The organism is Kineococcus haloalkalitolerans (assembly GCF_050871905.1).
In the GTDB taxonomy this organism is placed as follows: Bacteria; Actinomycetota; Actinomycetes; order Actinomycetales; family Kineococcaceae; genus Kineococcus.
On the sequence record NZ_JBJLSH010000066.1, the window covers coordinates 1 to 16,390 of the forward strand.

At 76.2% G+C, this 16,390-nt stretch carries 14 protein-coding genes; 6 read left to right on the plus strand and 8 right to left on the minus strand.

Translation table 11 applies throughout. From position 1 onward, the window contains the following. Window positions 1–1,123 (minus strand): PhoH family protein (locus tag ACRYMY_RS18350; RefSeq protein WP_432548661.1); only part of this gene is annotated, 1,123 nt, incomplete at its 3' end. Window positions 1,124–1,283: 160 nt separating this feature from the next. Between ACRYMY_RS18350 and ACRYMY_RS18355 the strand changes: the two genes are divergently transcribed. Further along, the gene (locus tag ACRYMY_RS18355) at window positions 1,284–2,198 is read left to right on the plus strand and encodes an aminotransferase class IV (protein WP_432548662.1); all 915 of its coding nucleotides are present in this window, start codon (window positions 1,284–1,286) and stop codon (window positions 2,196–2,198) included. Between the two features lie 95 nt (window positions 2,199–2,293). Continuing rightward, window positions 2,294–3,721 (plus strand): sodium/glutamate symporter, encoded by a 1,428-nt coding sequence (locus tag ACRYMY_RS18360; protein ID WP_432548663.1) that lies wholly within the window; start codon window positions 2,294–2,296, stop codon window positions 3,719–3,721. 12 nt (window positions 3,722–3,733) lie between these two features. Here ACRYMY_RS18360 and ACRYMY_RS18365 read toward each other — a convergent pair whose 3' ends face one another. The 4 genes from ACRYMY_RS18365 to ACRYMY_RS18380 all read right to left on the minus strand — a co-directional run bounded on the left by ACRYMY_RS18365 (window position 3,734) and on the right by ACRYMY_RS18380 (window position 9,146). Next, window positions 3,734–5,029, minus strand: coding sequence for an osmoprotectant NAGGN system M42 family peptidase (locus tag ACRYMY_RS18365; protein ID WP_432548664.1), 1,296 nt, complete (start codon window positions 5,027–5,029; stop codon window positions 3,734–3,736). An 89-nt stretch (window positions 5,030–5,118) separates the two neighbouring features. Next, entirely contained in the window at window positions 5,119–6,840 is a 1,722-nt protein-coding gene (gene ngg / locus ACRYMY_RS18370; protein ID WP_432548673.1) for an N-acetylglutaminylglutamine synthetase, read from the minus strand. Window positions 6,841–6,937: 97 nt separating this feature from the next. Continuing rightward, window positions 6,938–8,722 (minus strand): N-acetylglutaminylglutamine amidotransferase, encoded by a 1,785-nt coding sequence (locus tag ACRYMY_RS18375; protein ID WP_432548665.1) that lies wholly within the window; start codon window positions 8,720–8,722, stop codon window positions 6,938–6,940. A 22-nt stretch (window positions 8,723–8,744) separates the two neighbouring features. Next, window positions 8,745–9,146, minus strand: coding sequence for an HIT domain-containing protein (locus ACRYMY_RS18380; protein WP_432548666.1), 402 nt, complete (start codon window positions 9,144–9,146; stop codon window positions 8,745–8,747). Window positions 9,147–9,441: 295 nt separating this feature from the next. Here ACRYMY_RS18380 and ACRYMY_RS18385 point away from each other — a divergent pair, with 295 nt between their 5' ends. Together ACRYMY_RS18385 and ACRYMY_RS18390 are read left to right on the plus strand one after the other, a co-directional pair. Beyond that, complete coding sequence (locus tag ACRYMY_RS18385; RefSeq protein ID WP_432548674.1) at window positions 9,442–9,912, plus strand: RNA polymerase sigma factor; 471 nt, start codon at window positions 9,442–9,444, stop codon at window positions 9,910–9,912. After that, complete coding sequence (locus ACRYMY_RS18390; protein WP_432548667.1) at window positions 9,909–11,078, plus strand: Gmad2 immunoglobulin-like domain-containing protein; 1,170 nt, start codon at window positions 9,909–9,911, stop codon at window positions 11,076–11,078. Before ACRYMY_RS18385 ends, ACRYMY_RS18390 begins: the two co-directional genes overlap by 4 nt. Window positions 11,079–11,133: 55 nt before the next feature. Here ACRYMY_RS18390 and dnaJ read toward each other — a convergent pair whose 3' ends face one another. Both dnaJ and hrcA read right to left on the minus strand, forming a co-directional pair. After that, window positions 11,134–12,255 (minus strand): molecular chaperone DnaJ, encoded by a 1,122-nt coding sequence (gene dnaJ / locus ACRYMY_RS18395; protein ID WP_432548668.1) that lies wholly within the window; start codon window positions 12,253–12,255, stop codon window positions 11,134–11,136. A gap of 69 nt (window positions 12,256–12,324) precedes the next feature. Next, window positions 12,325–13,362 carry a heat-inducible transcriptional repressor HrcA gene (hrcA, locus tag ACRYMY_RS18400; protein WP_432548669.1) on the minus strand — a complete coding sequence of 346 codons (1,038 nt, stop codon included), beginning with the start codon at window positions 13,360–13,362 and terminating at the stop codon, window positions 12,325–12,327. A 148-nt stretch (window positions 13,363–13,510) separates the two neighbouring features. Between hrcA and ACRYMY_RS18405 the strand changes: the two genes are divergently transcribed. Beyond that, the gene (locus ACRYMY_RS18405) at window positions 13,511–14,365 is read left to right on the plus strand and encodes a DUF3097 family protein (protein WP_432548670.1); all 855 of its coding nucleotides are present in this window, start codon (window positions 13,511–13,513) and stop codon (window positions 14,363–14,365) included. 212 nt (window positions 14,366–14,577) lie between these two features. Next, window positions 14,578–15,207: a DUF4870 domain-containing protein gene (locus ACRYMY_RS18410; protein ID WP_432548671.1), complete on the plus strand. Its 630-nt coding sequence runs from the start codon at window positions 14,578–14,580 to the stop codon at window positions 15,205–15,207. Window positions 15,208–15,291: 84 nt separating this feature from the next. Here ACRYMY_RS18410 and ACRYMY_RS18415 read toward each other — a convergent pair whose 3' ends face one another. Beyond that, window positions 15,292–16,341 (minus strand): LLM class F420-dependent oxidoreductase, encoded by a 1,050-nt coding sequence (locus tag ACRYMY_RS18415; RefSeq protein WP_432548672.1) that lies wholly within the window; start codon window positions 16,339–16,341, stop codon window positions 15,292–15,294. Between the last annotated feature and the right edge of the window lie 49 nt (window positions 16,342–16,390).

Here is a 16,390-nt window from a genome sequence, read left to right on the forward strand (position 1 = left end):
CCTTGTTGGGGTAAGGAGCACACGCCGACGCCGCCCCCCCCCCCCCCCGCCCCCCCCCCCCCCCCCCGCCCCCCCCCCCCCCCCCCGACTCCTCCCAGCGCCCGTAGGCGTCGACGATGTCGGAGACCAGGCGGTGGCGGACGACGTCGGTGGAGGTCAGCCGCGAGAAGTGCACGTCCTCCACGCCCTCGAGGATGTCCTGGACCACCCGCAGGCCCGACTCGGTGCCGGTGGGCAGGTCGACCTGGGTGACGTCGCCCGTGACGACGATCTTGGAGCCGAACCCGAGGCGGGTCAGGAACATCTTCATCTGCTCGGGCGAGGTGTTCTGCGCCTCGTCGAGGATGATGAAGGCGTCGTTGAGGGTGCGCCCGCGCATGTACGCCAGCGGCGCCACCTCGATCGTGCCGGCGGCCATCAGCCGCGGGATCGAGTCCGGGTCGAGCATGTCGTGCAGCGCGTCGTACAGCGGCCGCAGGTACGGGTCGATCTTGTCGGTGAGGGTGCCGGGCAGGAAGCCCAGCCGCTCCCCCGCCTCCACCGCGGGCCGCGTCAGGACGATGCGGTTGACCTGCTTGGCCTGCAGCGCCTGCACGGCCTTGGCCATCGCCAGGTACGTCTTGCCCGTGCCGGCGGGGCCGATGCCGAAGACGATCGTGTGCTCGTCGATGGCGTCGACGTAGCGCTTCTGGTTGACCGTCTTGGGCCGGATGGTGCGCCCGCGGCTGGACAGGATGTTCAGCGTCAGCACGTCGGCCGGGCGGTCCTGGCCCGTGCCGGCTGCCTGCGCGCGCAGCATCGCCACCGAGCGCTCCACGGCGTCCGGGGACAGCGGCTGCCCGGCCGCCAGGACGGCCGTCATCTGGTCGACGAGGCGCTCGACGAGGGCGACCTCGCCGGCGCTGCCGGTCAGGGTGATCTCGTTGCCCCGCACGAGGACGTCCGTGCGGGGGAAGGCCCGCTCCAGCACGCGCAGCAGCTCGTCGCGCGCGCCGAGCAGCGAGACCATGCTGACCTCGGGCGGGACGACGACGGTGTGCCGGGCGGTGGCGGCGGGCTCGACGGCGGCCGCGGGCTCCTGCCCGGCGGTCGAGCGGCTGGTCGTGGGGTCGGTGCTGGCCATGGGCGCCCTGACGGGCCGTTCGCCTCCGTGCACGGGTCCTGCCGGCGGCCCACCCGCCGGCGCTGCTTGCGCCTCCGAGCTTAACGACCGGTGGCGACACCGGCGCGCGCCGATCGCCGGGACCGGCCCGGCGCGCGGGCGCGGCGGCACACTGGCCGCCGTGAGCGATCCCGCACCCGCCCCCCGCACCCTCCTGCTGCGCGACGGCCGCGTCCACGAGGTCGACCCCGGCGCGGCCGTGGTCGGCGCCGACGACGCCGGCCTGACCCGCGGCGACGGCTGCTTCGAGACGCTGCGCGTGCTGGGCGGGGACCCGCCGCGCGCGCTGGGGCTGGGCGCGCACCTGGAGCGCCTGGCCCGCTCCGCGGCCGCGCTGGACCTTCCCGCGCCGGACGGGGGCGCCTGGCGGGAGGCGGCCCGGGCCGCCGCGGCGGGGGTGCCGGCGGGCGCCGAGGCGGCGCTGCGGCTGACCCTGACGCGCGGCACGCCCGCGGCGGGCCCCACCGCGCTGCTGACGCTGCGCCCGGTGGGCGCCGACGTGCTGACCGCCCGCGAGCGCGGCGTGCGGGTCGTGGCGCTGGACCGCGGCACGGCCCTGGACGCCCACGCCGCCGCGCCGTGGCTGCTGGGCGGGGTCAAGACGCTGTCCTACGCCGTCCACACCGCGGCGCTGCGCGAGGCGGCCCGCCGCGGCGCGGACGACGCCGTGCTCATCACGCCCGCCGGCGAGGTCCTGGAGGCGCCCACGGCCACCGTCGTGGTGCTGGACGCGGGGACGCTGCGCACCCCGGCGGCGGGCGCCAGCGGCATCCTGGCCGGCACCACCCAGCGGGCCGTGTTCGCCGGGGCCGCGCGCGAGGGCGTGGCGACCGCCGAGGGCCCCCTCACCCTCGCTGAGCTGACGGCCGCCGACGGGGCGTGGCTGGTCTCCAGCGTCCGCGGCGCGGTCGAGGTCGTCGCCGTCGACGGCGCACCGGTGCGCCGCGCGCCGGGCTGGACCGCGCGCCTGCGCGGCTGGGCCGAGGAGGACGCGCGGGAGGCGCGCGCCGGGGACCTGGAGCCCGTGACCAGCTGAGCGCGCAGGGTTGCCCCGCGGCCCGCGCACCGGGAGAGTGACCGCCCACCCGCCGCGTCCGCAGCGGGCGCCGTGCCCGACCCGCGGAGGCGCTCGTGACCGCCGACGACATCGGCCTCGCCCTGCTCCTGCTGGGCGTGCTGCTCCTGGCCGCCAAGCTCGTCCGCATCCGGGCGCTGTGGGCGCAGAAGCTGTTCCTGCCCAGCTCCATCATCGCCGGGTTCCTCGCCCTGCTCGTCGGCCCGGGCGTGCTGGGCGCGCTCGTCACGGCGACGGCCGGCGAGGACGCCCCGCTGGCCGGGGGCCTGTGGCCGCAGACCGTCCTGGACGTGTGGAGCGAGCTGCCGGGACTGCTCATCTCGGTGGTGTTCGCCACGCTGTTCCTCGGTGAGCGCCTGCCCTCCCCGCGCACGGCGCTGGGCCTGGCCGGCCCGCAGATCTGCTTCGGCGTGGCCATGGGCGCCGGGCAGTACGTCGTGGGCATCGTCCTGGCGCTGGTGCTGCTGGTGCCGGTGTTCGGGGCGAACCCGCTGGTCGGCGCGCTCATCGAGGTCGGTTTCGAGGGCGGGCACGGCACGGCCGCCGGGCTGGGCACCACCTTCACCGACCTGGGGTTCCCCGAGGGGCAGGACCTCGCCCTCGGGCTGGCCACCGTCGGTGTCGTCTCCGGGGTCGTCATCGGCATCGGGCTCATCAACTGGGCGGTGCGCACGGGCCGCGCCGAGGTGCTGGAGGACCAGGCGAAGACGTCGCTGGCCGAGCAGCGCGGGCTGTACGAGCGCGAGCAGCAGCCGCCCGCGGCGATGATGACGGTCCGCGCCAACTCCGTGGAGCCGCTCGCCATCCACTTCGCGGTCGTCGCGGTCGCGGTGCTGCTGGGCGCGGTGGTCCTCGCCGGCCTGCAGGCGCTGGAGCGGGCGCTGTGGGCGGACACCATCCAGCTGCTGGAGTACGTGCCGCTGTTCCCGCTGGCGATGATCGGCGGGATCGCCGTGCAGGTGGTCGTGGACCGCCGCGACAGCACCGGCATCGTCGACCGGCGGATGATGCTGCGCATCCAGGGCCTCGCGCTGGACCTGCTCATCATCAGCGCCCTCGGGACGCTGTCCCTGCGGACCATCGCGGCGAACTTCGGCACCTTCGCGGTCCTGGCCGTCGCCGGTGTCGCCTGGAACGTGGCGGTGTTCCTCGTCCTGGCCAAGCGGATCTTCCCGCGGTACTGGTTCGAGCGCGGCATCGGCGACCTGGGCCAGTCCCTCGGCGTCACCGCCACCGGCCTCATCCTCATCCGGGTCGCCGACCCCGACGGCCGCACCCCGGCGATGGAGGCGTTCGGCTACAAGCAGCTGGTGTTCGAGCCGTTCTTCGGCGGCGGCCTGGTGACCGCCGCCTCGATCCCCCTGCTGGCGCAGTTCGGCTCCTGGCCGCTGCTGCTGGCGATGACGCTGCTGCTGTTCGCGTCGGTGACGATCGGCATCGCGGTGTTCGGCCGGCGCGGCGCCCGCGAGCGCGCGCCGGCCTGAGCACCGCCCGGTTCAGGCCTCGGAGCGGTCGGGCACCACGGTGCGGTCCAGCGGCTCCTTCTGCGCCGGCTGCACGCTGACGCTGGGGAAGTCGGCCAGGTCGCCGAAGTCCGCGCGGTCCCAGTCGTCGAACGTCAGCCCGCTCTGCAGGTACACCGCGAGCAGCCGCGCCAGCGCCACCAGCCCGTCCACGTGGGTGCGCTCGTGGCCGTGGCTGGACTCCAGGCCGAACCCCAGCAGGGCCGCGCGCGCCTCGATGCCCGCCTCCAGCGCGGGCGCGGCGTCGGAACGGTAGTGCTTGTAGACGTCGCGCACGGCGGGGATGCCGTGCTCGCGGGCCAGCGAGTGCAGCCGGCGCGAGAGGTGGTAGTCGAACGGACCGGTCATGTCGAGCATGCCGACGCTGACCAGCTCCTCGCGCGAGCTCTGCCCCTCGGCGACCACGGCGTTGTCCACGGCCACCAGCTCGGCCACGTCCGGGGCCAGGCCGTGGGTGGCGCCGAAACCCACCTCCTCGCCGATCGTCACGAGGAACTGCGCGCTCACCGCCAGCGGCGCGCCGGCGTCGCGCAGCGCCTTCAGCGCCGCCAGGCACGCCGCCAGGCCGGCCTTGTCGTCCAGGTGGCGCGACTTCACGTACCCGCCGCGGGTGATCTGCGGCGCCGCGTCCAGGGCGACGAAGTCACCGACCTGGACGCCGAGGGCGTGCACGTGCTGGGCGGACTCGACGGGTTCGTCGATGCGCACCTCGACGAACTCCCAGCCCACGCCCTGGGTGTCGATCTCGTCGCCGAAGGTGTGCCCGGAGCTCTTCAGCGGCAGCACCGTGCCCGTGTACACGTGCTCGAAGTCGTCGGTGAAGATCGTCACGTGGGCGCCCTCGGAGAAGCGGGCGCTGTGGCTGCCCACGGGCACGACCTCCAGGCGGCCGTCCTCCTTCACGCGCTTGACCATCAGGCCGATGGTGTCGGCGTGGACGATGACGGCGCGGCGCACGGTGCTCGTCTCCCCGGGCAGCGTGGCGCGCAGGATCCCGCGGCGGGTCAGGTCGAAGGACAGGCCCAGGGCGTCGATGTGGTCGCCCACGGCCTGCATGACGGCGTCGGTGCGCCCCGACGGGCTGGGGATGCGCAGCATCTCCATGAGCGTCGTCGTCAGGTACTCGCGGTCGATCTCGACGTCGCGCGTGCCGCTGGGCGCCCCGGCGGCGGCGGAGACGGTGGGCCGTCGCTGCCCGGCGGCGGGCACCGCGCCGGGGCGGGTGCTGGGCTCGGCGCTGCGCGGCAGGTGGCGGTCGGCGGTGCTCATCGCGCCCGATACTGCCCGCCGCCGCCGGGCGCGGACCACCCGGGGCGCGCCACGGGCCGCGCCGGACCCGCGCCCGGCCCGCACCGGGTTCACGAGCCCGTGCGCGTCTCCGGGAAGAGCAGGTCCAGGAAGCGCTGCGCGGTGGGCCGCGGCTGGTGGTTGGCCAGCCCCGGGCGCTCGTTGGCCTCGATGACGACGTGCTCGGGGCCCGAGACGTCCGGCACGAGGAAGTCCAGGCCCGTCACCGGGATGCCGATGGCGCGGCTGGCGGCCACGGCCGCGTCCACGAGGTCGGGGTGCAGGTCGTCGGTGACGTCGTCGATGGTGCCGCCGGTGTGCAGGTTCGCCGTGCGGCGCACCTCCAGGCGCCGCCCGCGCGGCAGGACGTCGTCCATCGCCCACCCCGCCTCGCGCACGACGGCCTCGGTGGTGGCGTCCAGCGGGATGCGGGACTCCCCGTGCGTGGCGGCCTCGCGCCGGCGGCTCTGCTTGCGCACCAGCGCCTCGACGGTGTCGGTGCCCGTGCCGATGACGGCGGCGGGCCGGCGCACGGCGGCGGCGACGACCTCGTGGTCGATGACGACGACGCGCAGGTCCTGCCCGGCCACCAGCTCCTCGACGAGGACGTCGGGGCAGTACCGGGCCGCCTCGGCGACCGCGCGGCGCAGCGCCTCGGCGTCGGCGACGCCCACGGTGATGCCCTTGCCCTGCTCGCCGCGGGCGGGCTTGACGACCACGGGACCGGTCTCGTCCAGCAGCCGCTGGGCGGCCGCCAGCCCGTCGGGGTCGGACAGCGGGTCCTCGCCCAGCTCGACCGCGCGCGGCACCCGCACCCCGGTGCGCTCCAGCAGGCGGCGGGTGACGCGCTTGTCGTCGCAGCGGCTCATCGCGACCGCGCTGGTCAGCTCCGACAGCGACTCGCGGGTCAGCAGCGAGCGCCCGCCGAACGTCAGGCGCATCTCCCCGCTGGGCGCGTCGGTCACCTGCACCCGCACCCCGCGGCGCAGGGCCTCGTCGGCGATGATGCGCGCGTAGGCGTTCAGCTGCGCCAGGCCGTCCGGCTGCGGGGAGAACAGCGGCCGGTTGATGGGGTTCTTGCGCTTGACGACCACCGGCGGCGCGGGGTGGAAGCCCAGCCGGCGGTAGAGCGCGATGGCGCCGGTGTTGTCGTGCAGCACGGACAGGTCCAGCATCGCGCGGCCGCGGGCCACGTACCGCTCGACGAGGACGCGCACCAGGGCCTCGCCCACCCCGCGCGGGGCGGCCTGCGGGTCGGCGGCCAGGCACCACAGCGAGCAGCCCTCGTCGGGGTCGCCGAAGGCCAGGACGTGGTCCACGCCGGTGACGGTGCCCACGATGGCGCGGGTGCGGGTGTCCTCGGCGACGAGGTAGGTGAACGTGCGGGTGCGGTGGTTGGCCCACATGACGTCCGGGTCGGAGCGGACCATGCCGTTGGCCGCGTACAGCCGGTTCACCTCGTCCAGCTCGGCGCGGTCGCGGACCATGCGCACGAACACGTCGGGGTTGCGGTCGCGCGGCGGGCGGTAGCGCTGCAGGGGCAGCCGGTACGTGTACGAGGGGTCGACGAACAGCTCGTGCGGGGCCAGGCCGACGAGCACCTGCGGGTCGCGCACGTACATGGCGATGTCGCGCTCGCCGGTCTCCTCCGCCCGCAGGGCGTCGACGATGGCCCGCTGGTCGGTGAACGTCTGCCCGAACACCAGCCGGCCCCAGCCCATGTCGAGGACGACGTCCTCGGCCATGTCCCGCACCAGGTGCCGGGGCGGGCGCTGCCAGCTGCGGCTGGAGATCGCCGGGACCTCCAGCCCGCGGTGGCGCAGGCCCGCGACGGTGGTGCGGCGGCGTCCCCTCACGGTGCTCACGTCGGTGCTCTCCCGTCCCGGCCGCTCAGTCCACCCCGTGCTGCTGCAGCCACAGCTCCAGCAGCCCCAGCTGCCACAGCTTGTTGCCGCGCAGCGGGGTCAGCTCCTCGTTGGGCGCGTCCAGCAGGTGGCTCACGTACTCGGGGCGGAACAGCCCGCGCCGGCGGGCGGCCTCGCTGGACAGGGCGTCCTTGACCAGGCCGAGGACCTTGCCCTCCAGGTGGGTGATGGCCGGCACGGGGAAGTAGCCCTTGGGCCGGTCGATGACCTCGCGCGGGATGACCCGGTAGCCGACCCGCTTGAGGACGCCCTTGCCGCCCTCGGCCAGGTGCATCTCCGGCGGCACGGCCGCGGCCAGCTCGACGAGGTCGTGGTCCAGAAACGGCACGCGGGCCTCCAGGCCCCACGCCATCGTCGTGTTGTCCACCCGCTTGACCGGGTCGTCGACGAGCATGACCTCGGTGTCCAGGCGCAGCGCCGCGTCCAGCGCGGTCTCGGCGCCCGGGCGCGCGAAGTGCTCGCGCACGAACTCCAGCGACACGTCGCGGTCGGTCATCCACTCCGGCCGCAGCACCTGGCCCATCTGGGCGTGGTCGCGGTCGAAGAACGCCCGCGCGTATGCCTCGACGCCCCGCTCGACGGGCACGCCCGCCAGCGGCGGGTACCAGTGGTAGCCGCCGAACACCTCGTCGGCGCCCTGCCCGGACTGCACGACGCGGATGGTCTGCGACACCTGCTGGGACAGCAGGTCGAAGGCGACGACGTCGTGGCTGACCATCGGCTCGCTCATCGCGCCCACGGCGTGCCCGAGCGCCCCGACCAGCTCGTCGCCGGTGACGCGGATGCGGTGGTGGTTCGTCGCGTACCGCTGCGCGATGACGTCGGAGTACGCGAACTCGTCGCCCTCGCGCCCGCCGACGGCCTCGAACCCGATGGAGTAGGTGGCCAGGTCGCTCTGCCCCTCCTCGGCGAGCAGGCCGGTGATGAGGCTGGAGTCCAGGCCGCCGGACAGCAGCACCCCGACGGGCACGTCGGCGACCAGGCGCCGGCGCACCGCGGTGCGCAGCGCCTCCAGGACGGCGTCCTCCCAGTCGCGCTCGGAGAAGCCGGCGAACTCCTCGCGGCGCACGTGGTCCGGCGCCCAGTAGCGGTGCTCGCGGCTGGTCCCGTCGGGCTCGACGACCCGGACCGTCGCCGGCGGCAGCTTGCGCACGCCCTTCAGGACCGTCAGCGGCGCGGGCACGACCGCGTGCCAGGACAGGTAGTGGTGCAGCGCGACCGGGTCGATCGTCGTGTCGACGTCCCCGCCGGCCAGCAGCGCCGGCAGCGTGGAGGCGAACCGCAGCCGCTGCGGCGTCTCGGCCAGGTACATCGGCTTGATGCCGAGGCGGTCGCGGAACAGCACGACGCGGCCGCTGTCCCGCTCGTGCAGGACGACGGCGAACATCCCCACCAGGTGGTGCACCACGTCGGTGCCCCAGCGGTGGTAGCCCTTGAGGATGACCTCGGTGTCGGAGGTCGAGGAGAAGCGGTAGCCGTGCCCCTGCAGCTCGGCGCGCAGCTCCTTGTAGTTGTAGACGCACCCGTTGAAGACGGCCGTCAGGCCCAGCTCCATGTCCACCATGGGCTGCGACCCGCACACCGACAGGTCGATGATCGACAGGCGCCGGTGCCCGAAGGCGACCCGGCCCTGCGCCCAGTACCCCTCCCCGTCCGGGCCCCGCGACGCCAGCGGCGCGGACATGCGCTGGACCGCGGACACGTCCGCCGGTCGTCCGTCGAACCTGACCTCACCGCACAAGCCGCACATGGCGCTCCATCCAACCCTTCGCTCAGCCGGGCGGCCAGGTGAAGCCCCGGCCGCCCAGGACGTGCCCGTGGACGTGCATGACCGACTGGCCCACCGCGGGGCCGGTGTTGAAGACGAGCCGGAACTGCCCGCCGCACTCGGCGTCGGCGACGCGCTGGGCGACCTCGACGAGGCGCGCCAGCGTCGCGGGGGCCGCCGCGGCGAGCTCGGCGACGGTCTCGTAGCGCTCGCGCGGGACGACGAGGACGTGCACGGGCGCCTGCGGGGCGACGTCGCGGAAGGCGACGACGAGCTCGTCGGAGTGCACGATCGTGGCGGGCAGCTCCCCCGCCACGATCCGCAGGAACAGGTCGTCGGGGGCGCGGGCCGCGCCGGACTCCTCACCGCCCGCGCCGGGCTCCGGGGGTCCGTCCTGGTCGGTCATGCGGCCGCAGGCTACCGGGCGGCGCGCCGGGCGCGGTGATCACCCGCTGGCGGAACCCGCTCGGGTTGGATGTCAACCGTGAGCGCTGGTCACTCGTCGTACTCGTGTGACGTGGAGGACGGGGGGTGCGGCCGTGGCTGAGGCGCGTCCCGAGCGCGGTGCGCGCTCCGGCGGCGGCAGGGTCCGCCCGGTGCTCGTGCGCGCCCGCGGGGCGGGCGGCGGGCCTGGTGAGCACGGCGGCCCCGACGGGGACGACGACCCGCGCGGCTGGGACGCCGACACGGCCGTCGCCCACCTGTACGCGGGCCACTGGCGCCGCCTGGTCGGCCTGGCCGTCCTGCTGCTCGGGGAGAGCGCCACCGCCGAGGAGGTCGTGCAGGACGCCTTCGTGGCGCTGCACCGGCGCTGGCGGCGGCTGGACGATCCGGGCGCGGCCGCGGCCTACCTGCGCCAGGCGGTCGTCAACGGCGCCCGCGACGTGCTGCGGCACCGGCAGGTCGCCGACCGGCACCGCCCGCTGCCCGACCCCGAGCCGGAGGGCCCCGAGGAGCGGGCGCTGCGCGCGGCCGAGCACCGCCGCGTGCTCGCGGCGCTCGACGCCCTGCCTCCGCGCCAGCGCGAGGTCCTCGTGCTGCGCTACCACGCCGACCTGTCCGAGCAGGACATCGCCGAGGCCCTGGGCGTCAGCCGCGGGGCCGTCAAGACGCACGCGCACCGCGGGCTGGCCGCCCTGCGCGCCGCCGTGCGGACCGAGGAGACCCCGTGAGCGGCACCGACCAGCCCGACCAGCCCGACGTCCCCGGGACCGGCCCCCTGCCGGACCCGGCCACCGACCCGACCGCCCGCGCGCTGCGCGGGGCCATGGCCGCGCGCGCCGCCGCGGTCGACCCGCCCGACCGCCTCCAGGAGATCCTCATGGCCAGCCAGTCCTCCCGCCGCCGCACGCGCGCCTGGACGGCGGTGGCCGCGGCGGCCGCCGTCGTCGTCGTGGGCGGCAGCGCCCTCGCCCTGACCCAGCGCGGCGGCGACAGCGTCACGACCGTCGCGGCCGCCACGTCGGCGACGTCCGAGCCGGCCGCGCCGACGAGCAGCGAGCCGGCCTCGCCGACCTCCGAGCCGGCCGAGCCCGCGCCCGCGCCCGCGGAGCCGACCGCCGCCACGAGCGAGCCGGCCGCCCCGACGTCGGCGCCCGCCACCAGCGCCCCGGCGTCCGCGGGCTCCGCGCTGCCCTCGGGCGCCGCCAGCGTCCCGGTCTACTGGCTGGGCGGGGAGGGTTCCCCCAAGCTGTTCCGCGAGTGGGTGCCGGTCTCCGGCGGCGCCGACGACGCGACGCTGGCGCTGCGCGCCCTGCTGGGCGGCTCGCCCGCCGACCCCGACTACGCCAGCCCCTTCGGCCCCGACGCCGGCGCGAGCGTCACCGCCGCCGACGGGCGCCTGGTCGTCGACGTCGCGGCCTCCGCGGTCTCCGGCGACGTGGAGACCGGCGACGCGGACCTGGCCGTGCAGCAGCTGGTGTGGACCGTGACGGCGGCCGCCGGGCAGGACGTGCCCGTCGAGCTGCGCGTGGACGGGGCCGCCGGGCAGCCCGTCTTCGGGCGGGTCGTCGCCCAGGCGGTCTCGCGGGCCCCGCGCGCCGAGGTCCAGGCCCCGGTGTGGATCACCGGCGTGTCGACGTCCACGCCGGGGTCGGTGACCGTCGAGGGCACCGGCACGGCGTTCGAGGGCACCCTGCTGTGGACCGTCACCGACGCCGCGGGCACCGAGGTGGCGCGCGACGCCGTGCAGGCCGGCGCGAACGGCACCTGGGGCGACTTCTCCTTCACGGCGGCGCTGCCGGCCGGGGACTACACCGTGACCGTCGTGGCGCCCGACGAGTCCGGCGGCGAGGGCGCCGCGCCGCTGCCGGACACCAAGACCGTCACGGTCCGCTGAACCGGCCGCGGGCCGCGCTCCCTCGGGGGGAGCGCGGCCCGCGGTCAGCGACCGGTCAGCGGCCGGAGAAGCGGTCGCGCAGCTTGGAGAAGACGCCCTGGTGGGCCGGCTGCAGCGTGCCCGCCGGGCGGACCTCGCCGCGCAGCTCGGCCAGCCGGCGCAGCAGCGACTCCTGCTCGTCGTCCAGGTCGCGCGGGGTGCGCACCTCCAGGGTGACCACCAGGTCGCCGCGGCCGGTGGAGCGCAGGTGCTCCACGCCGCGCGCGCGCAGCGTCACCTGCTCGCCCGGCTGCGCGCCGGGGCGCACCTCCACGGCCTCGGTGCCGTCCAGGGTCTCCAGGGGGATGGAGGCGCCCAGCGCGGCGGCCGTCATCGGCACCTCCAGGGTGCAGTGCAGGTCGTCGCCGGAGCGGGTGAACACCGGGTGCGGGCGCTCGTGGACCTCCACGTACAGGTCCCCGGGCGGGCCGCCGGCCGTGCCGACCTCGCCCTGCGCGGCCAGCTGGATGCGGGTGCCGGTGTCCACGCCCGCCGGGATGCGGATCGTCAGCGGCCGGCGCGCGCGCACGCGGCCCTCCCCGTTGCACTCCTGGCACGGCGAGGGCAGCACCGTGCCGAAGCCGTGGCACGTCGGGCACGGCGCGGTCGTCATGACCTGGCCCAGCAGCGAGCGCACCACGCGCTGCACCTGCCCCTGCCCGTGGCAGATGTCGCAGGTCTGCGGGCTGGTGCCCGGCTGGCAGCAGGTGCCCTTGCACGTCGGGCACAGCACCGCGGTGTCCACCTGGATGGAGCGCTCGGCGCCGAAGGCGGCCTCTGCCAGGTCCACGTCGACGCGGATGAGGGCGTCCTGCCCGCGCTGCGTGCGGCTGGCCGGACCGCGCCCGCCCGCCCCGGCGCCCTGGCCGAAGAAGGCGTCCATGATGTCGCTGAAGCCGAACCCGGCGCCGAACCCGGCCGCGCCCGGCTGCTGGCCGCCGCCGCGGTCGTACAGCGCCCGCTTCTCCGGGTTGGACAGCGTCTCGTAGGCCTGGGAGACCTCCTTGAAGCGGTCGCCCGCCTCCGGGTCGTCGGTGACGTCGGGGTGGAGCTTGCGCGCCAGCTTCCGGTAGGCGCGCTTGATGTCCTCCGCCGAGGCGTCCCTGCTGACGCCGAGGACGTCGTAGTAGTCGCTCACGAGGCGCTCAGGTCTCCTGTCGGGTCGGTCGGTGGGGGCGGGTCGCGGGCGTGGCCGGGCTCACGGGGTTCACGTGGCGAGGATCCGCGAGACGTAGCGTGACACCGCGCGGACGGCGGCCATCGTCGTGGGGTAGTCCATCCGCGTCGGGCCCAGGACGCCGAGGCGGGCCAGCGCCCGGCCCTCGCCGCCGTAGCCGGTGGTCACCACGGACGTCTCGGTGAGCCCGACGTGCACGTTCTCCGAGCCGATCCGCACGGTGAGCCCGTCGCCGCCGCCGTCCTCGGTCATCTCCTGCACCAGGCGCAGCAGCACGACGTGCTCCTCCAGCGCCTCCAGGACGCTTCCCAGGGAGGCGGCCAGGTCCGGCCCGGACTTGGCGAGGTTGGACGTGCCGGCGATGACCACCCGCTCGGCCAGGCCGGCGGTCAGGCAGTCGCCCAGGGCCGCCGCGACCTCGGCGGCCACGGCCATGTCCTCGGTCGGGGTCTGCTGGACGACGTCGGTGAGGGCGACGCGGGCCTCCTGCAGGCGGTGCCCGGCCACGGCGGCGTTCAGCCGGGTGCGCAGGGCCGTCAGCGAGGTGACCAGCGCGGCGGGGTCGGCGGCCGAGCGCAGCTCCACCACGCGCTGCTCGACGCGGCCGGTGTCGGTGATGAGGACCAGCAGCGCGCTGCGCCCGCCCACCGGCACGACCTCCACGTGCCGCACGGCCGCCCGCGAGAGCGAGGGGTACTGCACGACGGCGGCCTGCCGGGTGATCTGCGCCAGCAGCCGCACGGTGCGGTCCACGACGTCGTCGAGGTCCACGGCACCGTCGAGGAACGTCTGGATGGCGCGCTTCTCGGCCGTCGACATCGGCTTGACGGTGGCCAGCCGGTCCACGAACAGCCGGTAGCCCTTGTCGGTGGGGATGCGCCCGGCGCTGGTGTGGGGCTGGGTGATGTAGCCCTCGTCCTCCAGCACCGCCATGTCGTTGCGGATCGTCGCCGGGGACACGCCCAGGCGGTGGCGCTCGACCAGCGCCTTGGAGCCGACGGGCTCGTGCGTCGACACGTAGTCCTCGACGATGGCGCGCAGCACGGCCAGCCGCCGGTCGTCGCTCATCGGCACCTCCCCCGTCCGCTCCCCGTCCCGGTCCCGCCGCCCGCGCAGCTCTGGCACTCGCGACGGGCGAGTGCCAAGTCTAGACCTCGCCCCGGACACGCGCCGCCCGCTGCCGGGCCGCGGCGCGCCGCGTCCGTAGGGTGCCCGGGTGGCTGCTGACCGGTACGGCTCCGACGTCCTCGCCCGCGACCCGCACCCGCGCCGGCCCGCCTCCCGCGAGGAGACCGCCGTGAGCGGGCTCGTCGTGGAGGACGTCGAGACCGGCTGGGTGGGCGCCGTCGTGCGTACCGAGAAGAGCGGCGGCGTGCACGTGGTCGTCCTGGAGGACCGCCGCGGGCGCACCCGCACCTTCCCCCTCGGGCCGGGCTTCTGGGTGGACGGGCAGCCCGTGCGCCTCGTCGCCCCGCGCGGGCCCGCCGCTCCCGCCGCCCCCGGCCGCACCGCCTCGGGGTCGGTGGCCGTGGCCGGCGCCGCCGCCCGCACCGCCCGCGCCTCGCGCATCCTCGTCGAGGGCCGCCACGACGCCGAGCTCGTCGAGCGCGTCTGGGGCGACGACCTGCGCGTGGAGGGCGTCGTCGTGGAGGTCCTGGACGGCGTGGACGACCTCGACGCCGCCGTGCGCGCCTTCGGGCCCCGGCCGGGCCGGCGGATCGGCGTCCTCGTCGACCACCTCGTCGCCGGCAGCAAGGAGTCGCGGATCGTCGCCGCCGTCGCGCGCAGCCCGCACGTCCTCGTCGTCGGGCACCCCTTCGTCGACGTGTGGCAGGCGGTGCGCCCGCAGCGCCTCGGCTGGGAGCGCTGGCCCGCCGTGCCGCGCGGCACGTCGTGGAAGCACGGGATCCTCGCCGAGCTCGGCTGGCCGCACGCCACCCAGGCCGACGTCGCGCACGGCTGGAAGCGCATCCTCGGCACCGTGCGCACCATCGCCGACCTCGAGCCGGCCCTGTCCGGGCGCGTGGAGGAGCTCGTCGACTTCGTGACCGCCGACGGCGCCGACGCCTGAGACCCGGCCCGTGCCGGAGCGGCTCGGGGTCCGGCCGGGGTCGCCCGCTCCCGGCGGTGGACGGCGGGGGCGCACCGCCTACGACCTCCGGGTGGACCGGGTCCGCCGACGGGATGGACCGCCCGTCGGGACCGCGACAGGGGCGCGCGCCGGTGCGAGGATCGAGGTGCTCCCGTCGAGCGGCGGGGGCGCCCACCGACCCTGGAGGAACCGTGAGCGACCCGTACGGGTCCCAGCGACCCGACTTCACGAAGCCGTCCGCGGGAGACCAGCCGGCGGGCCAGCAGTGGGGCCAGTCCGAGCAGCAGCACGGCGGCTACGGCCAGCAGCACGGCGGCTACGACCAGCAGCACGGCGGCTACGACCAGCAGTACGGCCAGGGCTACGGCCAGCAGTACGGCCAGGGCTACGGCCAGCAGCAGCACCCGCAGTGGTCCGGCCGGACCGAGCCGTACGGCGCCGGCGGCCTGGCGGCGATGGACCCGGGCAGCGAGCGCACCTGGGCGCTGGCCGGCCACCTGTCGTGGCTGGCGGCGTGGCTGGTGGGCCTGCCCTTCCTGGGGCCGCTCATCGTCTTCCTGGTCTTCAAGGACCGCAGCCGGTTCGTGCGCGAGCACTCCGCCGAGGCGCTGAACCTCAACATCGCGATGTTCGTGTACTCGGTCGTCCTCGGGATCGCCACCGGGATCGCCACGATCGTCACGCTGGGGATCGGCGCCCCGCTGATCTTCCTGGCCGGCGCGCCCTACGTCGTCGGCCTGGTCTTCTCGATCCTGGCGGCCGTGGCCGCCAGCCAGGGCCGCGCCTACCGCTACCCCGGCATCTTCCGCCTCGTGCGCTGAGACCGGCGCACCACCGCACGAGCACCGCAGGACCAGGGCCCCGTCCGGCACCGCCGGGCGGGGCCCGCGCGCGTCCAGCGCGGCTCAGGCGATCGCGCGCAGCGCGGCCACCCGCTCCTCGCGGGTGGGCGCCAGCGGCAGCACCGACAGCGTCGTGACACCAGCGGCGGCGTAGGCGTCCAGGCGGGCGCGGACGGCGGCGGGGGTGCCGACGAGGCAGGTCGCGTCGAGGAAGCCGTCGGGGACGGCGGCGGCGGCCTCGCGGGCGTGCCCGGCCAGGTACAGGTCCTGCACGCGGTCCACGTCGGCGCCGAAGCCGAGGCGGCGGGCCAGGGCGGCGTAGAAGTTCTGGGTGCGGCTGCCCATGCCGCCCAGGTACAGGGCGGCGTAGGCGCGCACGGGCGCCTCGGCGTCCCGCCGGGCCGACCCCGTCGCGCTCGTCAGCAGCAGCGGCACCGTCGGGGCGACGTCGAAGACCGGCTCCCCCTCGCGCGGGACGCGGCGGGCGCGGCCGGCGGCCAGCCGTTCCAGCTGCTCGTCCGCGGCGTCCGGGGCGAAGAACACCGGCAGCCACCCGTCGGCGACCTCACCGGCGAGGGCGACGTTGCGCGGGCCCACGGCTGCCAGGTAGACGGGCAGGTCCGGGCGCACCGGCGGGAGCATGAGCCGCAGCGGCTTGCCCGGCCCGCCCGGCAGCGGCAGCGTCAGGTGCTCGCCGTCGTGGACGAGGGGCCGGCGGGCCAGGGCCGTGCGCACGACCTCGACGTACTCGCGGGTGCGGGCCAGCGGTGCGTCGAAGCGCTGCCCGTGCCAGCCCTCGGCCACCTGCGGGCCGGAGACGCCCAGCCCCAGGCGGAAGCGGCCGCCGGTCAGGCCGTCGAGGGTGGCGGCGGTCATGGCCGTGGCCGCGGCGCTGCGCGCGGGCACCTGCAGGACCGCCGAGCCGAGGTCGATGCGCGACGTCCGCGCGGCCAGCCAGCCCAGGACGGTCGGGGCGTCGGAGCCGTACGCCTCGGCGACCCAGGCGGCCGCGTAGCCGGCGTCCTCCGCGGCGCGGGCGAGGGCGAGCGCGTCCGCGGCCGCCGTGGCCACGTCCGCGCCGGTCAGGTAGCCGAGGCTCACCGCGAGGCGCACCCGGGCACCGTAGCGACCGCCCCGCCCCACCACCCCCTCCCCCGCCGTC

Excerpts from the sequence above, each read along its gene's own strand:
- hrcA (WP_432548669.1), bottom strand. The coding sequence starts at position 13,362 with ATGAGCGACGACCGGCGGCTGGCCGTGCTGCGCGCCATCGTCGAGGAC.
- ACRYMY_RS18365 (WP_432548664.1), bottom strand. The coding sequence starts at position 5,029 with ATGAGCACCGCCGACCGCCACCTGCCGCGCAGCGCCGAGCCCAGCACC.
- ACRYMY_RS18380 (WP_432548666.1), bottom strand. The coding sequence starts at position 9,146 with ATGACCGACCAGGACGGACCCCCGGAGCCCGGCGCGGGCGGTGAGGAG.
- ACRYMY_RS18375 (WP_432548665.1), bottom strand. The coding sequence starts at position 8,722 with ATGTGCGGCTTGTGCGGTGAGGTCAGGTTCGACGGACGACCGGCGGAC.